General features: G+C 63.7%; 15 protein-coding genes and 1 tRNA gene. 8 read left to right on the top strand and 8 right to left on the bottom strand.

Annotated features, from left to right (window positions below):
* Positions 1–484 precede the first annotated feature (484 nt).
* Together BIU82_RS03405 and BIU82_RS03410 are read left to right on the top strand one after the other, a co-directional pair.
* Positions 485–2,431, top strand: a complete 1,947-nt coding sequence (locus tag BIU82_RS03405; protein ID WP_070348069.1) for an AAA family ATPase — start codon at positions 485–487, stop codon at positions 2,429–2,431.
* A complete protein-coding gene (locus BIU82_RS03410) occupies positions 2,428–4,359 on the top strand; it encodes an ATP-dependent helicase (protein WP_070348070.1) in 1,932 nt (643 codons plus the stop codon). Before BIU82_RS03405 ends, BIU82_RS03410 begins: the two co-directional genes overlap by 4 nt.
* A 944-nt stretch (positions 4,360–5,303) precedes the next feature.
* On the opposite strand, the gene BIU82_RS19580 is transcribed toward BIU82_RS03410, so the two are convergent.
* On the bottom strand, positions 5,304–6,242 hold the full coding sequence (locus BIU82_RS19580) for an ETEC_3214 domain-containing protein (protein WP_139146491.1): 939 nt from the start codon (positions 6,240–6,242) through the stop codon (positions 5,304–5,306).
* A gap of 953 nt (positions 6,243–7,195) precedes the next feature.
* Between BIU82_RS19580 and fdhA the strand changes: the two genes are divergently transcribed.
* Positions 7,196–8,413 (top strand): formaldehyde dehydrogenase, glutathione-independent, encoded by a 1,218-nt coding sequence (fdhA, locus tag BIU82_RS03420; RefSeq protein WP_070348071.1) that lies wholly within the window; start codon positions 7,196–7,198, stop codon positions 8,411–8,413.
* Between the two features lie 144 nt (positions 8,414–8,557).
* Positions 8,558–9,568: a hypothetical protein gene (locus tag BIU82_RS03425; RefSeq protein ID WP_070348072.1), complete on the top strand. Its 1,011-nt coding sequence runs from the start codon at positions 8,558–8,560 to the stop codon at positions 9,566–9,568.
* A gap of 75 nt (positions 9,569–9,643) precedes the next feature.
* Here BIU82_RS03425 and BIU82_RS03430 read toward each other — a convergent pair whose 3' ends face one another.
* The 5 genes from BIU82_RS03430 to BIU82_RS03450 all read right to left on the bottom strand — a co-directional run bounded on the left by BIU82_RS03430 (position 9,644) and on the right by BIU82_RS03450 (position 17,751).
* Positions 9,644–10,606: a D-glycerate dehydrogenase gene (locus BIU82_RS03430; RefSeq protein WP_070348073.1), complete on the bottom strand. Its 963-nt coding sequence runs from the start codon at positions 10,604–10,606 to the stop codon at positions 9,644–9,646.
* Positions 10,603–11,802, bottom strand: a complete 1,200-nt coding sequence (locus BIU82_RS03435; RefSeq protein WP_070348074.1) for an aminotransferase class I/II-fold pyridoxal phosphate-dependent enzyme — start codon at positions 11,800–11,802, stop codon at positions 10,603–10,605. Before BIU82_RS03435 ends, BIU82_RS03430 begins: the two co-directional genes overlap by 4 nt.
* A gap of 109 nt (positions 11,803–11,911) precedes the next feature.
* Positions 11,912–15,382, bottom strand: coding sequence for an error-prone DNA polymerase (locus BIU82_RS03440; protein WP_070348075.1), 3,471 nt, complete (start codon positions 15,380–15,382; stop codon positions 11,912–11,914).
* Positions 15,383–15,430: 48 nt separating this feature from the next.
* The gene (locus BIU82_RS03445) at positions 15,431–17,050 is read right to left on the bottom strand and encodes a DNA polymerase Y family protein (RefSeq protein ID WP_070348076.1); all 1,620 of its coding nucleotides are present in this window, start codon (positions 17,048–17,050) and stop codon (positions 15,431–15,433) included.
* Between the two features lie 32 nt (positions 17,051–17,082).
* Complete coding sequence (locus tag BIU82_RS03450; RefSeq protein ID WP_070348077.1) at positions 17,083–17,751, bottom strand: hypothetical protein; 669 nt, start codon at positions 17,749–17,751, stop codon at positions 17,083–17,085.
* Positions 17,752–17,921: 170 nt separating this feature from the next.
* Between BIU82_RS03450 and BIU82_RS03455 the strand changes: the two genes are divergently transcribed.
* On the top strand, positions 17,922–18,830 hold the full coding sequence (locus BIU82_RS03455) for a ScbA/BarX family gamma-butyrolactone biosynthesis protein (RefSeq protein ID WP_070348078.1): 909 nt from the start codon (positions 17,922–17,924) through the stop codon (positions 18,828–18,830).
* A gap of 33 nt (positions 18,831–18,863) precedes the next feature.
* Here the strand turns inward: BIU82_RS03455 and BIU82_RS03460 are convergent, their stop codons facing one another.
* The gene (locus tag BIU82_RS03460) at positions 18,864–19,466 is read right to left on the bottom strand and encodes a ScbR family autoregulator-binding transcription factor (protein WP_070348079.1); all 603 of its coding nucleotides are present in this window, start codon (positions 19,464–19,466) and stop codon (positions 18,864–18,866) included.
* Positions 19,467–19,545: 79 nt separating this feature from the next.
* On the opposite strand from BIU82_RS03460, the gene BIU82_RS03465 reads away from it, so the two are divergent.
* The 3 genes from BIU82_RS03465 to BIU82_RS03475 all read left to right on the top strand — a co-directional run bounded on the left by BIU82_RS03465 (position 19,546) and on the right by BIU82_RS03475 (position 22,068).
* Positions 19,546–20,484, top strand: a complete 939-nt coding sequence (locus BIU82_RS03465; protein ID WP_171906487.1) for an NAD-dependent epimerase/dehydratase family protein — start codon at positions 19,546–19,548, stop codon at positions 20,482–20,484.
* A 290-nt stretch (positions 20,485–20,774) separates the two neighbouring features.
* A tRNA-Ala gene (locus BIU82_RS03470) sits at positions 20,775–20,847 on the top strand.
* Positions 20,848–20,916: 69 nt separating this feature from the next.
* On the top strand, positions 20,917–22,068 hold the full coding sequence (locus BIU82_RS03475; protein WP_070348081.1) for a methyltransferase: 1,152 nt from the start codon (positions 20,917–20,919) through the stop codon (positions 22,066–22,068).
* 15 nt (positions 22,069–22,083) lie between these two features.
* Here BIU82_RS03475 and BIU82_RS03480 read toward each other — a convergent pair whose 3' ends face one another.
* The gene (locus BIU82_RS03480) at positions 22,084–22,980 is read right to left on the bottom strand and encodes an aminoglycoside phosphotransferase family protein (RefSeq protein ID WP_070348082.1); all 897 of its coding nucleotides are present in this window, start codon (positions 22,978–22,980) and stop codon (positions 22,084–22,086) included.
* Between the last annotated feature and the right edge of the window lie 58 nt (positions 22,981–23,038).

Here is a 23,038-nt window from a genome sequence, read left to right on the forward strand (position 1 = left end):
GCAACACCGTGTTCACGCAGAAGCGTGAGGAGCCGGCGAGTGTCGAGGTGATACTGGGCTGCGAACTTCTTGCTCGTGCTGCCGGCCCCGGTATGCACCAGGGAGCTATTCAACTTGGACGGCCAGCAGTACGGAGACTTTGGTCCGTCGTGGCTCCGACTGTGGCTCCCTTCGCTGGCCGGAGCTCTTGAGCTCACTGACGTGCGACGCCAGCTCGCCCCGCGTCCTTTCGGGTCCCACAAAGTTTGCAAGCCGACATATCTGGCCCCGCTAATCTCACGAAGCGTTGACCACGCCCTGGACCTCGTTGACCGTGCCGATTTCAACCCGCTCTACCTGACCCAACCGCAGGGGTCTGACACTGAGTTCCTTGGCATCTGAACCTCGCTCAAACGCGACAGTTTGAATCTGAGGCCGGACCGCAAATACACGAGGGAGAGCCGCTATTATCGACAGTTAGACATCGAGAAAACTAGGGGGAGCATTGCATGTTGAATCAGTTGGCCTGACAAACTTCAAGTGTTTTGGCGACGGCGGTGAGACGGTTGATCTCGATGAAAAACTGACGGCCTTCATTGGGACCAACGGGTCCGGGAAAACAGCTGTTTGCCAGGCCCTTCAACGAGTGTTCGGCATTAGCTCTGAAGAGCGCACGGTCCGGCTGGATGACTTTCACGTACCTGCTTCAGAAGTTGATCCCCCTGAGTTTCGAACCCTTCGCATCGACGTCACCTTGGCTTTCCCGGAACTTCAGGTGCCGTCCTTGGACATTTCTGCGGTGCCTGACTTCTTCCGGCATCTCGCAGCCGCAGAGGATGGAAAGCTCAAATGCCGGATAGTACTTGAGTCTCAGTGGACTGAAGACGGCACTGTTGATGGAACAATCGAGACCAAGTTGGTCACTGTCTCGACATTTGAAAAGGCTTACACGGCGGAGCAAACGACTGCGCTGCCAGCAGCGGAGCGGTCTCGAATCCAGTTCGTCTATGTGCCGGCGTCTCGGGACGGCGCCCGGCAAGTCACCAGCTTCTTACGCGGGAGGCTATGGCGCGCTGCACGGTGGTCCGAAGACATGAAAGCCCTGGTCCGGGAGACCAGCGCCAAGATCGATGAAAAGTTTCATGGTGAAAGCGCGACGAAAACGGTCGAGGCCGCCTTTGGGCGTCGGTGGGCAGAATTGCACGGAGCAGGTACGCATGCATTTCCCAAGCTGAGGGTGTTTGAGCCGGATGTCAACGAATTTCTGCGTGACGTTGATCTTGCGTTTGAGCCGGATCACACCAAGACGTCACGTCCAGCTAAACTCCTCAGCGACGGCCAGAAGTCTCTGCTCCATCTTGCCCTGACTACGGCATCTCTCGATATCGAGCTTTCATTCGGGGCCGGACGCCATGAGTCAAAATTCGAAATTGCTGCCGCCCACCTTCCGTCGCTGACTATTCTCGGGGTCGAGGAGCCGGAGAACAACTTGTCCGCTTTCTACCTGTCCCGAATAATTCAGCAGCTTTTGGAACTCGGAGAGTCGCCCAAGGCGCAGGTCCTCCTTTCAAGCCACTCCGCAAGTTCCCTAGGGCGGGTCGAGCCAGACATGATCCGTTATTTCCGGCATGATGTTCAGAACGGGCGCGCCACGGTGAGATCGATTACCCTCCCGGAGGAGGCTAGCGATGCTGGTATCTATGTTAGAGAGGCAGTCCGGGCGTATCCGGAGCTTTACTTCGCTCGTTTCGTGATCCTGGGGGAGGGTGACTCTGAGCAGGTGGTCGTACCGGCAGTCGCAAAGGCATTGGGTATTGATCTCGACCCTTCTTTTGTTGCCATGGTGCCACTAGGAGGTCGCCACACGAATCATTTTTGGCGCCTACTCACCGATCTGGAGATTCCTCATGCAACCTTGTTGGACCTGGACTACGGACGCGCGGGTGGTGGGCGCGGCAGGCTAAGGGATGCCTGTAAGAACCTAGCGGCGGTCGGAGTGGACCTCACTGAAGTCTTAGGCGATATCGCTCTAGAGGAGCTCGACGATGACGACGGGCAGAAGGATTTGAGTCCGCTGTTTGAGGGGCTGAGGACGAAAGGGATATTTTTTTCTTCCCCTCTCGATCTGGACATGTTGATGATGACTCATTACGCGGACGCTTACCAAAGAATTGAGGGCAGCCAACGTGGTCCACAAGAGAGCGATGCGTTTGAGGCGGTTTTGGGTACAGGTGGGGGTGAACGCAGTAAGGAATACTGGACGCCCCCCGGAGAAGAAGGAGAGAAGAGGGCCGAGGCGCTGCGTTGGTATCGGTATCTTTTTTCGAACCGGTCGAAGCCGACGACGCACCTGCAGGCCCTCAGCCGTCTGAAACAGGAATCTCTCCAGGAACCGCCAGAAGTCCTCGAGGCGATTGTGCGATTCGCAGGTGACAGGCTTGCGAATCGATGAGCGATGCAGATCGTGAGCTCCGTCCGAGCCGTCAGGCACGGCTTCAGTCGCAATGGAAGCCTACTGGGGTTGAAGATTTGGAACCAGCGGCTTGGGCGGCGTTGCGGCATGATGGATGCACCGCAGTGACGGCTGGCCCAGGAGCGGGAAAGACTGAGTTTCTCGCCCAACGTGCGGCGTACCTTTTGCAGACCGAAACATGCCCAAACCCAAGAAGGATCCTTGCGATTTCTTTCAAACGGGACTCAGCTGCGAATCTCGCCCGAAGAGTCGCGTCGCGAGTTCCGGAACACGCAGACAGATTTGTCTCCATGACTTTCGATGCGTTTGCGAAGGGCCTCTTTGACCGCTTCGCGGCGCTTCTGCCTACGCCGTGGCTCGTTAGCCCGAGAACCTATGACATTCGGTTCTGGACGAGTCGCGAGGTTCAGGTTTTTCTTGATGATTGTTTGGCCGACGCCCCGGATGACTTGCGTCGCGAAATTTCTGGACTCGACCCATGGAAGTTCCTTGCCGAAGTCGTAGGGACATACTCTCTGCCAGCCGACCCTGGCACTCCGCCCGTTACAGCTGCTGAATACGCAGCCTGGACATGGTGGCGAGCACGGTACCTTGATACTCAGAGTCCAGCTGTGGATTTCGTGATGATCAATCGGTTGGCCGAACTGACGGTGCGGAACAGTCCGGCTCTTCAAAGGGCTATTCGCGCAACGTACCCATTTGTCTTCATCGATGAATTTCAGGATACGACCGGTGCCCAATTGAGCTTCCTGAAGGCCCTGTTCTGTTGCCCAGGGGTCACCGTTACCGCGGTAGGCGACCGCAAGCAACGAATCATGGGCTTCGCAGGAGCCGTTGAAGAGGCAATGCAGCGATACGAGACGGATTTCCAAGCTAAAAAGTTTAGCTTGCTATGGAACTTCCGATCCTCATCTGCCCTCGTCTCGGCACAGCGCACGATTGCCTCGAGCTTGGATCCGAATGCGGAGCCTGTCACATCTATGGCGAAAGTGGAGGAAGGACATGATCCGATAGAGATCTGGACTTTCAACGATGAGAAGCACCAATCAGAGCACATCGCAGCCTGGATTGCTCAGGATATAAGAGCATCGGGCCGCACTGCAGAGGACTTCGTTCTTGTCGCTCGCCAGAAGGTTGGTGAACTTGAGCCGGCGCTGATAGCTGAATTTTCGAAGCATGAGATCACTTTGCGCAATGACGACACCCAGTACGGCGGGATGCGTCTTCAGGACCTGCTCAAGCATGATCTGACTCACTTCCTCCTAGGGGTGCTTCGCCTTTCGATCCAGAACGCCGGACTGGTTGCGGAATGGACGGAGACGCTTGCTCTTCTACGCCGCCTCATTGGCAACGACCAAGACGAGAGATCGGCACGGACAGCCTCCGACCACCTTGGTCAGTTCACGTCCGCGTTCGCACAATGGATCAGGAACACTCCGATGACATCAGCGAACGCGAGTGACCTTGTCCGGCGGATGACAGCGATCGTTGGCGAGACCTCCCTATCAAGGTTCGTTCGCGGCATGCACAGTGGCGACGAGGTCCAGCTCTTTCTTGAAGCCTTCACCAAGAGACTCGAATTCGCGATCGATAATGCTCCGGATTGGGATGATCTTGTTGGCGCATTTCGCTCAGATGACGCTGTATCGCTCATGACCATTCATCGGAGCAAGGGGCTTGAGTATCATACGGTATTCGTTCTCGGGCTGGATGACGAGCAATGGTGGTCGATTGCTCGGAACAAAGAGGAAGCCCTTGCGACGTTCTTCGTGGGATTCTCCCGCGCTGGTCATCGTCTCGTTTTTACGTCCTTTGAACGAAGCCAGAAACGCAAAGTCCAAGAACTGTATGGATATTTGACTCAAGGAGGGGCGAAGGTCACCAACTGGCAACAGCCCAGGTGTTGAGTCAACAATGATGTCTGGGATCTTGGACTACTGCCGGACAGGTCCTCTCAAGGATTGCTTCGCCGTTGTGTGTTGTAAGCGGAGCTCGTCGCCACAGGAACAATTGCCCATCTGTGTCTGGACGGTTTCCGTCAGGTGGCTGGCAAGCTGAGCTGCATTCTTCTGGACAAGGCTGCGTACCAAGCTGCTGCCGCATCATTGTCGAGAAGGTGTTGCGACGGATTGGCACAGGTGAGCGACGCGACACATCACGGTGCAGGCAGTTCTTCGGCCGTCGCCGGATCTACAGAAGTTAGCTGCGGTATTCAGCGCAATGGGGGAGCAGTGTCCGAACAGTAGGACATCGACTGAGTTGCCTTAAGATCCTGTGCTGCCAAGGAACTTCTTGACACTGCCGCGACTGCAGCGAATTTCGGCGGCAATGCGGCGGGTGCCTAGTGGTGGGAGTGATTGGTTGGGCATCAAGACGCTACTTCCTTCGCGGACTTGGGTTCGGTTAGCAGTGATCCTAGCTACGGGTGGTTGGATACCCCGGGCGAGGCGCGAACCCACCAGGGGCGGGCCACCAAGACTGTTGACCCGATGCTGACTATGGAGAGGGTCAATTCGTCCGAAAGCCGTGCGGGGCCCGCTCGAATCGATTGCAAGCCCCCGACGAGGGCACCGCGTGCGATCGAGACTTGAATAGTAGGACGTAAATAGAGCTGGCGGGCTGGCCGTTTTTCACCAGAACTGGCGAGTGTGAGAGTTTGTAGTGCTATAAGCGCGCTTGAGTAGGCCAACTCCCAGACGATGCGCATCGCATGACTCCCGGTTGTGCGTTGAACACCAAGAACGAAATGAGAGACAAGCTCACCGTGGTCCCGAGAAGCACAAGAACGGCGGAGAGTCAGGGAGCTGGATCTTGATGCATTGGCCGGCGCTATCGACCACGCTGTGCGGCCCTAACGCTGCATCGCGAGACGGCCTCGGGCAAGGAAATCCGCTGGTAAGAGGAAATGGTGTGGAGATATCGTCAGCTTGTAGGCATCCTTAGTTTCATGCGAGCGTCCAGGAAGTAGTAAGTGACCCCACTCCTTCTCGACGGAAATGTCGAGGCCTAAGGATTCTGCATAGAAATTGGCCGGTGTTGATGCTCTAATCGCACGCACACTTTCGGTTGCTTCCGACGAAGGACCTGAATAAGCGACCTCGTTCCAACTAACCCAGTCAGGCATTTTGGGCCGACCGCATCCTTGATTCACTCCGACGAAATAGTGTCGGTTACGAACGGCGTTATTGCCGTTTCCCGCACCAATTTCGATAAGCTGATCAAGGCTCGAAACTGTCCGTCCCGGTACGTACACCAGTTCACGTTCGTTCGAGGGCTGCCAATTAGCTGCCATCTCTAGTCTATTAAGGGGACGGTCCTGGATTCGAACAGTGGTTGACGATGGGGTGCTAAATGTTGGCTTAAAGTCTTCTGCGCAAGCTAGCACAGAATAGATATTAACATTGCCATCTTGGTTCGAAACCGTCATGACAGCGAACTTCTCCTGCAGATAAATACGCTGGGTCAGTTTTGGTGCCGAAGAGACCTCCGAGATAATTGCCGGCGTTCCCAGCTTCTCGCGAAAGATATCGTCGCTGAAGCCCGCATGCAGTTCCTTGAGAATTCCGTACCAGTAGTCGTTCGGGAACAGGTTCTTCTGCGCGGACGGAAAGAATGCTGCGATTGTCACCCACGCCGTGATGACTGCCCCGACACCGAGGAACATCCGGTAAGCCCAATTGCCGAATGTCCGCATCTCCCACTTGGGAAACCTCTGCTCTTTCGCCAGGGTCGATTTCGATAACTCCTCCTTTCGAACATGAACTTGCCTAGTCTTCTTCCGCATTGCCATCAAATCTCCTTTTGTGCAATCAATTACGATCTGGCCTGACGGTACAGGACTCCTGCTCCGGAGCGAGATGGTTGGCACCTGACCTCCAGCGAAGGATCCGAACCCCAGGAGCACCTCTGATGAGGCGCACCAATGGTGCGCCCTGTTCGGTCTGTGGTATTTCACTACAGCTGGTTCGATCCCTTACTTCCGGTCCAGCGCACACCAATTCAAGGCTTACCTCGCGTTGCCATGGGTATCCCTCGTCCGTACCCCACGCCCTTGCAAGTACTTAAGCACTGTATGTGCGGTGAACCCCGCTCGTTCTCCAGTCCGCTCCAACGAAAGCCCTGACTCGTAAAGCCTGACCATCTCATCGATCTGCTTCTTGGTCGGGGGAGTACGTCTCAGGGTGACGCCGGCTGTTTTGAGCTTCTTGCTTACGGTCCCTCGGCTGCACTTGAACTCGTCGGCTAACTCGTAGACGGTGGCACCGCCCTGGTATCTGTCTACAAGCCGCTCGACCTGCTTGGGCGTGAGTCTGCGTTGCATCTGAATCGATCGGCGGGCTGAGCCTTGGTCCGGGGCCGAAGCCGGCGCGTCGGTCTGGCTAGCCTGGTTCTGGAGGTAGGCGTGAAGCTTGCTGACTCCTGTAAAGAATTGTTTCGCATCAGGGTCGGTTAGTACCACCAAAAAGAGGTCCCGCGGATGGAAATCCGCGGGACTTTTTGGTTTAAGCGCTCCGGCTTCCGGCCGCTGCGAGGTGCATTCAGTCCTTGCTACTTGCGTAAATCCCGGTTCATCAGGCTATTGTTGGCTTATCAAGAATCATTCTTATCTATCCTGTGGTGTGCCATGCCAGGATGCCTACCCGAAAGTATGGGTCCACCTGTCCGGTAGGGGCGTTGGTCGCGCCCTCCTGCGGCAGCAGACTCGGGGGTGGACGGTTAACGCCGCATACAGGAAGGACAAGGATGTCTGGGAACAAGGCAGTCGCCTACAAGGGGCCCGGTGTCGTTGAAGTAATCGACACCGACTACCCGACCTTCGAACTGAAGGATGGACCCGGGGTCAACCCCGCGAACGTCGGACGGAAGGTGCCGCACGGCGCCATCCTGCGGACTGTGAGCACGAATATCTGTGGCTCTGACCAGCACATGGTCCGCGGCCGGACCACGGCGCCTGAAGGGCTCGTGCTCGGTCACGAAATCACCGGCGAAGTGGTTGAGGTCGGCCCCGATGTTGAGTTCATCAAGGTGGGCGACATTGTCTCCGTGCCGTTCAACATTTCCTGCGGACGCTGCCGCAACTGTAAAGAGGGCAAGACCGGAATCTGCCTCAACGTGAACCCCGACCGGCCCGGCAGCGCTTACGGCTATGTCGATATGGGTGGATGGGTCGGCGGGCAGGCCGAGTACGTCCTCGTTCCGTACGCGGACTGGAACCTGCTGAAGTTCCCGGACCGTGACCAGGCGCTGGAGAAGATCCTCGACCTGACGATGCTCTCCGACATTTTCCCCACCGGCTTCCACGGCGCAGTCACCGCGGGCGTCGGTCCCGGTTCGACCGTCTACATCGCGGGTGCCGGCCCTGTCGGCATCGCTGCCGCCGTTGGCGCCCAGCTCCTCGGCGCTGCAGCCGTGATCGTCGGTGACCTCAACGAGGACCGTCTCGCTCAGGCCCGTTCGTTCGGCTGCGAGACGGTCGACGTATCCAAGGGTGATCCGCGTGACCAGATCGAGCAGATCCTCGGGGTGCCCGAGGTCGACTCCGCCGTGGACGCCGTCGGCTTCGAAGCCCGCGGACACGGGGCGGATGCAGGACACGAGGCGCCTGCCACCGTGCTCAACTCGCTCATGGACATCACCGCCGCCGGCGGCGGCATCGGTATTCCCGGACTGTACGTGACGGGCGACCCGGGCGGAATCGACGAGGCCGCCCAGGTTGGTTCGCTCTCGTTGCGCCTGGGCCTCGGCTGGGCCAAATCGCTCTCGTTCGCCACCGGCCAGTGCCCCGTGATGCGCTACAACCGCCAGCTGATGATGGCCATCCTGCACGACAAGGTGCAGATCGCCAAGGCCGTCAATGCCACCCCGATCTCGCTCGACGACGCACCGCGCGGTTACGCCGAGTTCGACCAGGGTGCCGCCAAGAAGTACGTGCTGAACCCCAACGGCTACATCAAGGTCTGAGTACCCGTTGTCACAAGAGATCCCGCGGATGGAAATCCGCGGGATCTTTTGTTGTACCGGCTGCCGCTCGCTGTTCCAGGGGCCCGGAAGCCGCGCCATTCGCTAGGCTGTGAATCACTTTCCGGCACTGATGGAGGTTGGGCCATGGTTGAGTCTGAGAAGGCGAATGAATACTGGTTCGATGCGGGCCCCCTGGTTGAGGCGGCCCCGCCGGTTCCCGACGAGCTGCGGCCCGCCCGGAGCAATTTCCGCAAGGCGTGGTCTGGCAGCAAATCAGTGAAGGACCGCGTTGCCGCCCTGGTCAATGCCGATGTGAAGGGCATGGCGACGGATTGGTGGACCTACGGCGGCCCGCCCCGCAAGCTGGAACGGTTCGGGCAGGCAAACGGCCTGCTTTACAAGCGCCAGGCATACGACATGCACCGGCCCGACAGCATGCCGGGGCTGATCTTTACGGGAGAATGCGAGGACATCCTAGGCTATCAGGGGCCTCCGGCCGTGGAGTTCGGCAACCACCGTTCTGTCGGTTCCGAGGTGGCGCGCGCATTCGGTTACGTTGCCGTCCGGCATGACCTGGCGCTTCCGCACCTTGTGCTGGACTCGCTGGCCAACGATTCCGAGCGGCCGAACGCTTGGGCAGGGATCTATGCACGGAAAGACAACTACTCCAGCCTGAACGAAAACTACCGCGGCTCGGACTCCGGGACTCCCTTGGGACGGTTTGCGCGGCGGGAGACCATCGTTCTGGATGGGGAAACCGATAAGCACTTTCGCACCTATTGCGAACCGGGGCAGGAGGCCTACGTACGGGCCTTCCTTACGGGCGATACCCTGCGCCTGATGACGCACGTCACGGCGTCATTCGATGTCGAGGTGACCGGTTCCTGGATCTTCCTGTACGGCTACAGTTTCGATGTTTCCACCGATGAACCCGAGCGCTGGGCGTGGATTCTTTCACTCACGTCCCGCGTGATGGACCTGATCGCAGCCTTGGGCGAGGCCGCCGGGCAGCGCCCTCAGTGGGAACGTCCGCCGTTCTATACCGCCGATTGGGTGCAGCGGCCGGCGTCGCTCGCGCATCTTCCCAAACCGTCGCCGGGCTCGCACGCGGCGCGGGACAGCGACTCGGGAATCTTCGGCTGGCTTGACTGGTGAACAGCTCCCGGGCTGTTCGCGACGACAGCGGGCCCCGTCCTTCCGGACGGGGCCCGCTGCGGTTCCTGGCGGACGCTACTTGACGATCGGCGTCGGCGGCTGGTCTCCGCGGAGTACGGCGAGCGTGTTCTCGGCGGCGAGGACCGCCATCGCGGTCCGGGTCTCCACCGTGGCCGAGCCGAGGTGCGGTACGAGGACCACGTTCTCGAGCTCGAGCAGTTCGGGGTAGACCTGCGGTTCCTTTTCGAAGACATCCAGCCCGGCGCCGGCGATCACGCCGTTGCGCAGTGCGGTGGCAAGTGCCGCTTCATCGATGATCGGCCCGCGGGCGGTGTTCACCAGGTAGGCCGTGTCCTTCATGGCGGCGAGCTCTTCGGCGCCGATCAGGTGATGCGTGGCGTCGCCGTACGGGCAGTGCAGGGAGACGACGTCGGATACCGCCAGCAGTTCATCCAGCTCCACCCGGCGGGCGCCGAGTTCGGCCGCGATGGCGGGATCGATCTCGCTGCGGGACTGGTACACGACCTCCATGCCGAAGGCTTTGGCCCGGCGGGCAGTCGCCTGCCCGATGCCGCCCATGCCGACAATGCCGAGTGTCTTGCCTTGCAGGCTGCTGCCGAGCAGGAAGAACATGCCCCACTTCCACGGCTGGCCGGCGCGGATGAGCCGTTCACCCTCGCCGAGGCGGCGGGTTGCCATGAGGATCAGCCCGAAGGCGATGTCGGCAGTCGCCTCGGTGAGGACGCCCGGGGTGTTCGTGGCGACGATTCCCCGTGCGGTGCATGCCGGCACGCTGATGTTGTCGTAGCCGACAGCGACGTTCGAGACGACCTTGAGCTGCGGCCCGGCGGCGTCGAGCAGTTCATCATCGATGCGTTCGGTGAGGAGGCTGACGACGGCGTCCGCTCCCGCCACGCGCTGCAGCAGTTCCTCGCGGCTGATTGATTCCGTGCCGGTCCAGGCGTCGACGTCATGTTCGGCGCGGAGCTTTTCGAGTGCGGCCTCGGGCACCCGTCCGGTAACGACTACGCGGCTCATGCGGACTCGATCCATTCGCGCAGGCGGCCAAGGCCGTCACGGATGTCCGCGGCTTCGATGCCCGAGTAGGCCAGCCGGATGTACTGCCGTTCCTCGCCCGGCAGGCGCCGGCCGAAGTGTTCACGGGTGCAGAAGGAAACACCGGTGTTGTGCAGGGCGGCGGTGGCGAAGTCGCCGACCGCGGTGTAGCCAAGGCGCTCCATGGCACCGGTGACGTCCGGGAAGAGGTAGAACGTCGACTGCGGCACGGCGACATGCATGCCGGGGATGGAGTTGACGAGTTCACAGGCAGTGTCGCGACGCTTCTGCAGGGTATCGAGCATCTGCTGCACGGAATCCTGCGGCCCGCGGAGTGCTTCGATGCCGGCCCACTGTACGTAGTGCGTGGTGCAGGATTCATCGTTGGTGTTGAGCTTGCTCAGCACCTGGGCGATTTCCAGCGGCGCGACGGCGCAGCCGAGGCGGGAGCCGGTCATGGCGAACTTCTTGCTGAAGGTGTAGAGGATGACCGTGCGCTCCGCCATGCCCGGCAGGGAGACGATCGAGCTCGACACGCCCTCGTAGCGGGTTTCGAAGTACGCCTCGTCGGACAGCACCCAGAGGTCATGCTCGATGGCGATCTGGGCAATGGCCTCGCGCTCGGCCGCAGTGGACTCCGCGGAAATCGGGTTCTGCAGGTCGTTGTAGATGATCGCGGTGGTGTTCGGGGTGATCGAGGCCCGGATCTGGTCCAAGTCAATCGCGAAGCCGGTGCTGGTGGGCACGTAACGGTAGGGCACGGCCGTGCCGCCGAGGTATTCGATCTGCGATTCGTAGATCGGGAAGCCCGGGTTGGGGTAGAGCACTTCCTGGCCGGGGTTCATGACGGCCTGCAGGAACTTCGTGATGACGGGCTTGCCGCCGGTCATCACCACCACGTTGTCGGGAGAGAAGGTGACGCCGCGGCGCGAGCCGAGGTCCTCGGCGAGGGCCTCGCGCAGCTGGGGGATGCCGGGGCCGGGGCAGTAGCCCGTGTAACCGTCAGCGATTGCGCGGTTCATCGCTTCCACGATGTTCGCAGCGGTGGGGATGTTGATATCGCCCAGATGGAAGGGGTACACCAGGTTCCCCTTGGCCTTCCAGGCTGCGGCGGCTTGAGCGACGCTGAAGGCGGTTTCCGTGCCCAGGCGTTCGAGCCGTTGCGCGAGTTTCTGCATGTGCTGTTTCACTCCTCATCGAGTTGACGGTCGGTCTACGACGAGCCCAATCTAATATAGAACTGATATATCAGTCGCGCAGATGTGATATAAATCACAGGAACGGTGTCTATCTGAAGTCCCGCGACTTCGGCGCGGCCGGCAAACCCAGGGCCTCCAGCTTGTCCGCAACCAGGTTGGTGACGCCGTCCGGCGAACGCTCCAGGAAACCACGCACGATCAAGGCCACGGCTTCCCGGGCCACCCGGCGGTGGCGCTTCCACAGCCCTACGCTGCAGATCACGTTCAGGATGCCGCCTTCGTCTTCGAGGTTGACGAAAGTGATGCCCTGCGCGGTCTGCGGCCGTTGCCGGTGCGTGACGAGCCCGGCGGCTTCGATCCGGGTGCCCGGTGCAACGTCCGCCAAGCCGTCGATCCGCACCACGCCGCGCTTCTCCAGCGTGCCGCGGACATGGCGCATGGGATGGTCGTCCGTGCTGACCCCCGTGGCCCACAGGTCCTGGATGACGCTCTCCTGCGGCGAGAGCTCCGGCAGCAGCGGCAGCTGGACGGGAAGCTGCGTTCCCGGAAGCTGCCCTTTCCGCTCCAAGGCGGCGCTGCCCGCCTGCCACAAGGCTTCCCGGCGGCTCAGGCCCAGGGAATCGAGGGCACCGGAGGAGGCGAGCGCCTCCAACTGTTCGGCGCTGAGTTCCGCCCGCCGGGAAAGATCGGCCATGTCCAGATAGGGGCCGTTCTCCTCCCGTTCGGCGACGATCCGTTGGGCCACCTCGCTTCCGATGCTCGTGACCCCGTCCAGGCCAAGGCGTACTGCATGGGTGGCGTCCCTGCGGTGCAGGTGGTCTTCCACCGGAAGCGCCGGGTCGAACGGCCCGGGCTTGGGATGCTCGGGGAGCAGGCAGGAGTCCATCCCCCGGGAAGGGGCGGCTGGCGCGCCCGCCGGCCGGCCGCCGTCGTTCCCTTCGCCGTTGTCTTCCCAAGGCTCCGGTTCCTCCAGTGCCTCGAGGGTCGCCTCGGCCCGGGAGCGGAGGATGTCCGGCCGGAGCACCTTGACCCCGTGCCGGCGGGCATCGGCCACCAGGCTCTGCGGGGAGTAGAAGCCCATGGGCTGTGCCCGGAGCAGCGCCGCCAGGAACGCCCCCGGGTAGTGCAGCTTCAGCCAGGAGCTCGCATAGACCAGCACCGCGAAGCTGAGCGAGTGGGACTCCGCGAAGCCGAAGTTCGCGAAGGCTTCGATCTTGGCGTAGATCTGGTCGGCATCGTCCTTGCTGATCCCGTTGGCCGCCATGCCGTCATACAGCTTGGCCTTGAGGGATTCGATCCGTTCCACCCCGCGCTTGGATCCCATGGCGCGGCGGAGCAGATCGGCGTCCTCCGCGGTGCAACCGCCGACGGCGACGGCCATCTGCATGAGCTGCTCCTGGAACAGCGGAACGCCAAGGGTCCGTTCCAGCACGGGTTCCAGCAGCGGATGGAGATAGGTGATGTCCTCCTCGCCGGAGCGGCGGCGGATGTAGGGGTGCACAGCCCCGCCCTGGACCGGGCCGGGCCGGATGAGCGCGATCTCCACCACGAGGTCGTAGTACTCCCGCGGTTTCAGCCGGGGCAGCGTGCTGATCTGGGCCCGGGATTCCACCTGGAACACCCCGATCGAATCGGCCCGGCACAGCATGTCGTACACCGCGGCCTCCTCCTTGGGGATGGTCTCGATGGTCCATTGCTCGCCGAAGTTGTCCCGGATCAGATCGAAGCAGTACTGCAGCGCCGCGAGCATTCCCAGGCCCAGGAGGTCGAACTTGACCAAGCCCATCCATTCGCAGTCGTCTTTGTCCCACTGCAGCACCGTGCGGTCTTCCATCCGGGCATGTTCGATCGGCACCACTTCGCCCACCGGCCGTTCCGTGAGGACCATGCCGCCCGAGTGGATGCCCAGGTGCCGGGGGAAACCCATGATCTGTTCGGCAAGTTCCAGCACCGGGCCCGGGATGCCGTCCTCCTGGCCTTCCTCGACGCCGTTCCAACGGTCGATCCGTTTGGACCAGGCGTCCTGCTGCCCCTGGCTGTAGCCCAGCGCCTTGGCCATGTCCCGGACGGCGTTCTTCGGTCGGTAGCTGATGACGTTGGCCACCTGTGCTGCGTTGAAGCGGCCGTACTTGCCGTAGACGTACTGGATGACCTCCTCCCGGCGGTCCGAATCGAAGTCGACGTCGATATCAGGCTCTTCCTCGCGGAGGCTGGAGAGGAACCGTTCGAACGGCAGCTTGTAGAAGATGCTGTCGACGGCGGTGATCCCCAAGGCGTAACAGACGGCGGAATTCGCCGCCGAACCACGGCCCTGGCAGAGGATGCCGCGGGAGCGGGCGAACTGCACGATGTCGTGGACGATCAGGAAGTAGCCGGGGAAGTCCTTCGCCTCGATCACGGCCAGTTCCTGTTCGATCCTGGCATGGACGTCGGCACGGTTGCCCGGATACTTCTCCGCCACGCCCCGCCTGACGAGTTCCCTCAGCCAGGAAATGGGCGTGTGGCCGTCCGGGACATCGAGCTTGGGAAGCTTCGGCCGGGCCGCTCGCAGCTGGAATGCGAGATCGTCGGCCAGCTCCACCGTGCGTTCCACGGCCCCCGGATAGCGGGCGAACCGCGCAGCCATTTCGGCCCCGCTGCGCAGGTGCGCTCCGGAGCCGGACGGAAGCCAGGCGTCCAGTTCATCCAGGCTGCGCCGTGCCCTGACCGCGGCGAGCGCCGTGGCCACGGGATATTGCTCCGGCACGGCGTAGTGCACGGCATTGCTGGCGATCAGGGGAACCCGGGCGCGCTGGGCGATCCGGGCGAGGGCATCGTTGTGGTCCGTGTCCAAGGGGTTGCCGTGGTCGAAGATTTCCACCGCCACGTTTCCGTGCCCGAAGCGTTCCAGCAGGGCATCGAGTTCCCGTGCCGCGGCCGCTTCGCCCTCCGAGACCAGGGCGCGGCGCACGGAGCCTTTGCGGCATCCGGTCAGGACCAGGCAGTGGCCGTGCAGGGTGTCGGCCAGGGCATCGAGGCTGTAGACCGGCTTGCCTTTTTCCGCGCCGGGATCCAGGTGGGCAGCGGTCAGGGCGGAAGCCAGGCGGTGGTAGCCCTCCTCCTTGCGGGCCAGGACCAGCAGGTGTTCGCCTTCGGGGTCGGCTTCGCCGTGCTGGGGTTTGCGCAGGCCGAGGGAGAGCTCACTGCCGAACACGGTCTTCAGCTGGTAGGCCTCCGCGGCTTCGGCCATCCGCACGATCCCGTAGAAACCGTTGTGGTCGCTGAGCGCGAGGGCATGCAGTCCCAGCCGTACCGCTTCCTCCACGAGTTCCTCGGGCGAGGAAGCGCCGTCGAGGAAGCTGTAGTGCGAATGGGCGTGCAGCTCCGCATAGGGAACCGCTCCGCGGGCGGGAAGTTCGGGCCGGGGACGGTAGGGGCCGCGTTTCCGGGACCAGGCCGGACTGTCCCCGCCGTCGCCCTTGCGCGTATGGTCCCGGGGCCCGTCGCCTTCGCGCGGGAGCCTGCCGGAGAGGGTGCCTTCGAATTGCGCCCAGGTCAGTGGTGAATTGTGCCAGCCCATGGTGTCTTTCTTGCTTGGTGTTGCCGGGGCAGCGGGGGAGCGGTGCCCTTAGTCGTAGCGGGCTTCGGCCCACCAGCGTTCGCCGGACAGGAGCAGGAGCCAGGCGTCGCCGTCGCCGTCGACAATCTGGAAGCGTTCGGCATGGCGACGGCGGTCCTCATCCCACCAGCGCTGCCGCAGCGGCCAGGGGCCGGTCCATTCGGTGACCTGCCGCCGCGGTGCCCGGCTTCCGCCGTCGGCATCCGGGCAGAACCAGGCCGGCGGGGAAAGGAGCACCCCGCGGGGATCGATGCGGACTGTTTCGCCGGCCGCATCCAGCAGCAGGACAGGAACAGGGGAGGCGAAAACCGTGGCCGGCTGGGGATCCGGGATGCTCCCCGGCCACGGCCTGGCCGCCTGGAGGGCGGCCTCCCGCGGAACGGGATCGCCCCACGGGGTGAGCAGCCGCCGCTCATGCAGCACCCGTCCGCCCGCGACGGCGGGAACCAGCACGGCGTCCTGCCCCAGCATGCTTTGGAGCCGGCTCAGCCCGTGGTGGATCTTCTCTTCGGCACCTTCCCCGAACAGGTCCTGCCCATGGCCGGTGATGGAATCCGTCCGGCCGGGGATCAGCTCCACCCGGACAATCGCCGAGGTGATCCCGCCCGCCCCCTGGATGCCGGAAGGGTCTGCGGAGCGGGGCTGGAGCTGCCAGCGCACCCGGTCCACGACGTCGCTCGCCATGAAGTGGCGGGGATGCCCCCACAGCCGCTCCGAACGGGTGCCGGAATCGTCCGTCAGTGCGACCTTCAGCTCCGTGCATACCAGGCCGGCTTCCTGCAGCGCCGCGATGAACTCCCCGGCCGGTGCACGCAGCTGGAAGGCAATCTGGTCGATACGGTCCAGACCGGGATCGAAATCCACCTGGCGGTCAAGCTTCCTGGGCGGAACCCGGGGCACTACCGCTGTAGGGTCTTCGCCGCGGGCCATGGCATGGGCCAGGACCCCGGCCTCACCGAAACGGGATCGGACATCGGACAGCGGCAGCCGGGCGAAATCACCCAGGGTGTGGATGCCAAGCCGTTTCAGCAGGGAAGCCAGGCCCGGCTGCTCCAGCGCTTCCACCGGGAAGGGAGCCAGGAAATCCCGTGAGGTGTGCGGGGGCAGCACCATGAACGCGACGCTTTCGGTGGTGCTCCGGGCGGCCTGCACGGCCGCGAAAACGGAATCGGCAACCCCCACCCGGGCTTCGACACCCAGGGAATCGGCGGCATCGAGCACCGCCCCGGCAGCTGATTCCTCGCTGCCGTAATACCGGGCGGCGCCCCGGATCCGGATGGCACACAGGCCGGGGCGCAACACATCGACGCCCGGGCTCCGCTCTTCGAGGGAAGCCAGGACGGGCTCGAATTCCCGGGCATCACGGAGGGGATCCGCAGGGCACACTGCCAGGGTGGTGCAGCGGGTCTGGGCTTCCCTGATCCGCAGCCCCCGGACCACTCCTTCGTTCCGGGCCTCGGCCGAACACGCCGCCACTTTCCCCTGGGCGATGACAGCTGCGGGACCATCGGCCGGAAGATCCTCCGCCAAGCGGGCGGCAACAAGCGGCCAGTCCGGGAACCAAGCCACCATGGCCCGCGAAACCGTTCCGCCGGGGGCCGGCGTCGGGACCCCTGGTTTCGGGGGCATTGTTTGTGGCCGCATCGTTTTGTGGCGCACGCTCAGGCCCCGATCCGGTACGCGGAGGCCTTTTCCGGAACTCCGCCGGAGAGATCCACGACGGCGGTCCGGGACGCACCCCGCAACGCCACCTCAACGCGGAGCTCCTGGCGGGAGAGGTGGCCGTGGCCTTGGCCCAAGCCCTCCCAGTCCTGGCCGCTGACCCTCAGCACTGCTTCGCTTTGCGGCCAGTTCCCTGCCACGAGGAGGACGGAGCCGCGCTCGCGGAGCCGGGCACCGAGGCGCGCGGCATCCGCCGGAGCAGTCCGTGCCGGGGCACAGGCAAGCACCACCGGAAGGACATCCGTCATGGCTGCGAGCACCTGCAGCCAGCGCTCGCCGGGATCGGGTACCAGCACCAGCCGGTCCAAGGCGACGCCGAACCCTGCGGCGGCTTCCACTCCGAAATCGGGAAGCCCCATCACCCCGCACCAGGCGCCGTTCAAGGACGGGCCGGCCAGGAGCGCCATGGCCAGGGACATGGAACCCTGCAAGGAATAGACGCCGCCGGGCCGCAGGCCTGCGGGCAGGACCCGCTTAAGTGCCGGAACCACGGGCAGGGAATGCTCCCGTGCACGCCGGCCTTGCATGAGGTGGATCCGGGTCTGCAGATCCTCACCCGGCGGGGTGCGCAGGGGAGCGGGAAGAGGATCGGGCAGTGCTGCTGGCATACTTCAATGTTCGAATATATGTTCGAATACGTCAATCGGGAGCGGGCTGCCGGAAGCGCCGGAGTGCCGGGCGTGGAGGTGGGCGCCGAAGGACTATCCACTTGTTTTAAAAACCCTGCAGGCCGGTAAAATTTGCTCATTTACGGGTCAAGAATAAGAGGCGCATCGAGTTGGGTGAGCAGCATGCGGGCGACGGCCGGAGGCGGGCCGGGGCGCTTTTCGAATCCTCCGTGCGGCGGGGCCTGGTCCACAAGATTTCGCTGTCGGAAGTCTTCCTGACGGACTTTATCCAGGTAGCTCCGCAGCGGTTCACGGCAGGAGCCCAGTGGCCGCGCTGGCACGTCTTCTATGGGTCCGGGGACGGATGTCCGGACTCGGCGCTGATGGCGGAGACGCTGAGGCAATCGGTGATCCTGCTGGCGCACCGCAACGGGGTTCCCATGGACCACAAATTCCTGATGCCCCGGATCGGCGTCTCGCTGGAGAACGTCACGCTGGATCCTTCGGTCCCCACCCAGCTGTCGGTGGACCTGCAGCTCCGGGATGTGAAGCTCAGTGCGGGAAGACCCGCTTCACTCAGTGTCGAAGCGCGGTTCACGGTGGACGGCGAAACCATCGGAGAGGGCAGCGCCGGAGCCAGGATCGTGACGCCGGCAGGTTATGAACGCTTCCGCCGTTCCGCCGCGGTGGGACGGCCGGCCTGTGGCGGCGAACTGCTCGAGGCGTCGGCAGTGGGCCATGCGAGCGCCCGGAACGTCATGCTGGGCCGGGAGGTCCGGCCGGGAGTCTGGCCCTTGCGCGTGGACACCAGCCATCCGATCTTCTTCGACCATCCGCTGGACCATGTGCCTGGAATGCTCCTGATCGAAGCGGCGCGGCAGGCGGTGCGCGCCGCCACGGGGTGTCCCGGCGCGGACTTCGCATGCTTTGAGGCGGAATTCGTGAAGATCGTGGAACTCGCCGATCCCGCCGAACTTGCCGTCTCGCTTCCCGGCCCCGGAAGCCAGGACCTCTTCGAGGTCAGGGTCCTCAATGACGGGGAAGTGCTGATGCTCCTGCGTGCCGCCATCCGCGGCTGATGCTGCCTGTGGCTTGCCCCCTCCGGGCCGGCGTCAGGGTTTGACGGCCGCACGGCCTGCGGGGCTGATGGCGGGCATCATGAAGTCCCACATGTCTTCGATCCGCTTCAGGACATCCTGCCTGCCTGTCATCACATTGGACACCATCTGGCTGCCGGTGAACGAGGCCACAAGGTAATGCGCGAAGTCGCCGGCATCCAGGTCTTCCCGGATGTCCCCTTCTTTCTGGGCCTGCTGCGTCAGGTACTCCATGGTGGCCATCCAGTCCTTGTACGGGCCCTTGACGTCCCCGTTGAAGGCCGAGGCCTCAAAGGTCAGCCTGATCCCCGCGCGCACCACGGGCTCATCGAGCAGCTGCTGCCCGAACGTCCTGCACATGGTGACCATTGTTTCCAGTGCGGGAAGGTTGGCTGCGGCGATCTTCTCGCCGGCGATCCGTACGATGTTGTGCTGTTCGGCGATCACGGCCAGGGCGAGGTCTTCCTTGGATTTGAAATGGAAGTAGAGCGCCCCTTTGGTGACGCGGGACCGCTTGGTGACGTCACTCAGGCTGGCGTTTCCGTAGCCGACTTCCTCGAAGATGGAAGCGGCGCCTTCGATAATCGCCGTTCGCGTGGCTTGTGCTCGTTGTTGCATGTCAGCGTCAGGACCTCTCCGGTTCCCCGTCCGGGATACTTGGGTTCATGATTCCATCGTTTGCCAGGGCCCGCAGGGCATGACAAGCACTGCTGGCATGCTCTCCGGAATTGCCGTGCTGGGCGCCACCGGCTTCATCGGCCGCCGCATTGCCGCGGCACTGGCCGATACCGGAAAGGCCCGGGTGGCCTTGCTTTCCCGGAATCCTTCCCACCGGCAGCCGGGCGACCCTGCCTGGCTGCAGGGGCGCCATGCGGACAAAGCCATGGTGGACATCACTGTACCCGGTAGCCTGCTGTCGGCTTTGGAAGGCGCCGGCCTGCCCGGCGTGGTGGTCCATGCCGTTTCCTATGTCGGCCCGGACCCGGTCCTGGCGCGGCAGGTCAATGAGGAGGGAACGCGGCATGTCATCGAGCAATGCCGCCGGGCCGGCAATCCCCGCCTCATCTACCTCAGCACGGCCAGCGTCCATGGCATGGGTCCGCACCGGGGCGGCGGGCCGCGTCCGTACCGGCCGGCGTCGGCCGCCAGCGCCGCACGTGCTGCGGCCGAGCGGATGGTCCTCGATTACGGCGGTGAAGTGGTGCGCCCGAACCTGGTGCTCGGCGACGGCGACCGCTGGGTGGCGCCGGGACTGTTCAAGATCCTGGATGCCGCGGGCGGTTGGCCGGGAGACGGAACCGCGCGCCTGTCCGTGATCGACGCCGGAAGCCTGGGGGCATTGGTAGCGGGACTGGCGCTCGCCGGACCGCAGCCCGGCAAGGCCTTCTATGCCGCTTTTCCTGAACCGGTACCGGTGCGGCGCCTGATCGAAGGGCTTTGCAGGGAAGCCGGCCGGCCGCGCCCTCAAATGCTGGGCGACGTTCCGGAAGCATGGGAGGCGCTGTGGGACGCCGGGTTCAGCCGGCACCAGATCGACCTTGTCACGGTGGACCATTACTACCCCTCCGAGCGGTTGTGGCGGATCAGTGGCGTGGCTCCGGAAACAGTCCCCGAAACCGTGATTTTCCGGTCATAATCCGTTGCCTGAACTTTTCAGCCCGGAAACCGGATGCATGGTTTGTTTAACACTGATTATGACCCTACACTGAGGGGCAGGCCAGTGGCGGTTCGCATGCCGGTCCCTGGAAGCATGTGCTGCGGAAATGGGGGGAGGTGCGGCCGTTCGACCGCACCTTATCCGCAGCACCTGCTGCGCGAACCGCCACAACGCCTGAATCACGCTCGATTTCCTATCTCACACCGTTGTGGTTTAGTATTGACGAGTTGCTTCGGCGGGAACGGAAAGGTTCCTGCCGGGTGATTTCCGGGGCTGTGGCGCAGCTGGTAGCGCACCTGCATGGCATGCAGGGGGTCAGGGGTTCGAGTCCCCTCAGCTCCACGGAAGAAAAAACACCCCGCCCGGTTGGGCGGGGTGTTTTTCTGTTTGCGATGGAAGGTGGTCCGCTCGATGCGGGAAGCTGAGCTGGAAGGGATCTTGGCCGGCCTGCGGAGGTTCCCGGACGTTGAGGCCCCCAATCTTTTCGCCCATGACGCCACCGACCGCCTGCTGGTCGAAACCGCTGCCGAACATTTGGCGCCCGGAGCGCGGCTCGCCGTCGTCGGAGACCGCTACGGTGCGCTGACCCTTGGCGCGCTCGCAGCGCTGGACGTTTCCGGAGTCCGGGTGGCGCAGGACCTTTACTCCGGGCGCAGCGCCCTGCAACGCAACGCCGAAGCGGCGGGCCTGGCCGGCCGTTTCGAATCCGTCGGCCCCGGGGAGGGCGGCGGGCTCTATGGCGCCAGGCTCTTTGAGGACGCCTCTGTGGTCCTGCTCCAGCTGCCCCGCTCGCTTGCGGAACTGGAGGAGATCGCCGATGCCGTAGCGCGCCATGCGCCCGACGATGCAGTCCTGCTGGCCGGCGGCCGCGTCAAGCACATGTCCCTGGGCATGAATTCCGTACTGGAACGCTTTTTCGAGAGTGTCCAGCCGCAGCTGGCGGAACGCAAGTCCCGGGTCCTGGTGGCCCGCGGGCCGAAGCGGCCGGCCGGACCGCCACGCTTCCCGGTGTTGGACGAGGTAGCGGAACTCGGAATCACCGTCGCTTCGCACGGTGCCGCGTTCTCCGGCGGGAAACTGGACATCGGCACCCGCTTCCTGTTGTCCTTCCTGGACCGTATGCCTGACGCCCGGCACGCCGTGGATCTCGGCTGCGGAACGGGCATCCTCGCCGCAATGTACGCCCGGAGCCATCCCCGCGCCCGGGTCACGGCCACAGACCAGTCCGCCGCCGCCGTCGCATCGTCAACCGCCACCGCGGTGGCCAACGGACTGGCCGGCCGCATCGCCGTCGTCCATGACGACGCGATGTCCGGCTTCGGGGAGGGGAGTGCGGACCTGATCCTGCTCAACCCGCCCTTCCACCTGGGTGCCAGCGTCCATGCCGGGGCGGCCCTGAAGATGTTCGAGGCCGCGGCACGCGTCCTCGCTCCGGGAGGTGAACTGTGGACGGTGTACAACAGCCACCTGCAGTACCGCCCCGCCTTGGAGCGGCTGATCGGCGCCACAACAGAGCTCGGCCGGAATCCGAAGTTCACCGTCACGCGGAGCATCAAGGCCTAGGCGTCCGGTCCTCCGTCAGCGCTGCTCCGCAAGGAGTTCCCCCAGCGCGAAGCGGCCGGTCTCCAGCATTGCCGGGTTGTCGTCGGAATGCGCCAGGAGCGCGGTCCCAAGGTTCAGCGCCCAGCCCCTGGCCCTCTCCCACATGTCCCCGGTACCGCCGTAGGCGGCCATGAAGCGCTGCCGGCCGCCGTCGTCGAACATCAGCCAGGCGGCCGCGAGGTCGACGGCGGGGTCCCCGGCGCCGAGATCGCCGAAATCGATCACGGCGGCCAGCGCCGGGCCCCTTGCGTGCGGCGGAGTGAACAGCACGTTGGCCGGGTGCAGGTCCCCGTGCAACCACAGCGGCGGCCCCGCATGCACCGGCGCCTCCAAGGCTTGCGCCCAGACAGCACGCAGGCGTTCCGCTCCGGGAAACCGATCCCTGTCCCCAAGCCGTTCCAGCACCGCGGCCGACCGGTGTGCGAGCGGTACGCCGCGGAACGGATTGACCGGGGCATCGGCCGGGGCCGGTGCGTGGATGGCGGCCAGGAACGCAGCGAGTTCTTCGGCAGCCGCCTTCCGCTCCACAGGGGGCAGCCTCATGGCCGGAATGCCTTCGAACCACGGCAGGACGCTCCAATGCCAGGGATATCCGGCTCCGGGCCGGCCGGCGAACAGCGGCGCCGGAAGCGGTACGGGGGAGCGGCGGGCATAGCCGGGCAGCCAGCGCTGTTCATGGAGCACCAGTCCTGCCGCGGCATCGCGCCGCGGCAAGCGGACGGCGCGCGTGCTGCCCAAGCGGTACACGGCGTTGTCCCAGCCGTTCGCCACCGGCTCCAGAGGCTCGGACGCGAGGGCCGGCACCTGCTCGCGGAGCAGGCGGCGGACCAGGCCCGGCGTGATTTCGACGTCGGCCGCGGGCATCAGCGCCATGGCATCCCCGGCGCATCGCTCCGGGCCGCTTTGCAGGCGCCCGCGTGTGAACATACCG

The sequence above is a fragment of the Arthrobacter sp. SW1 genome (assembly GCF_001766675.1).
Taxonomy (GTDB): domain Bacteria; phylum Actinomycetota; class Actinomycetes; order Actinomycetales; family Micrococcaceae; genus Arthrobacter.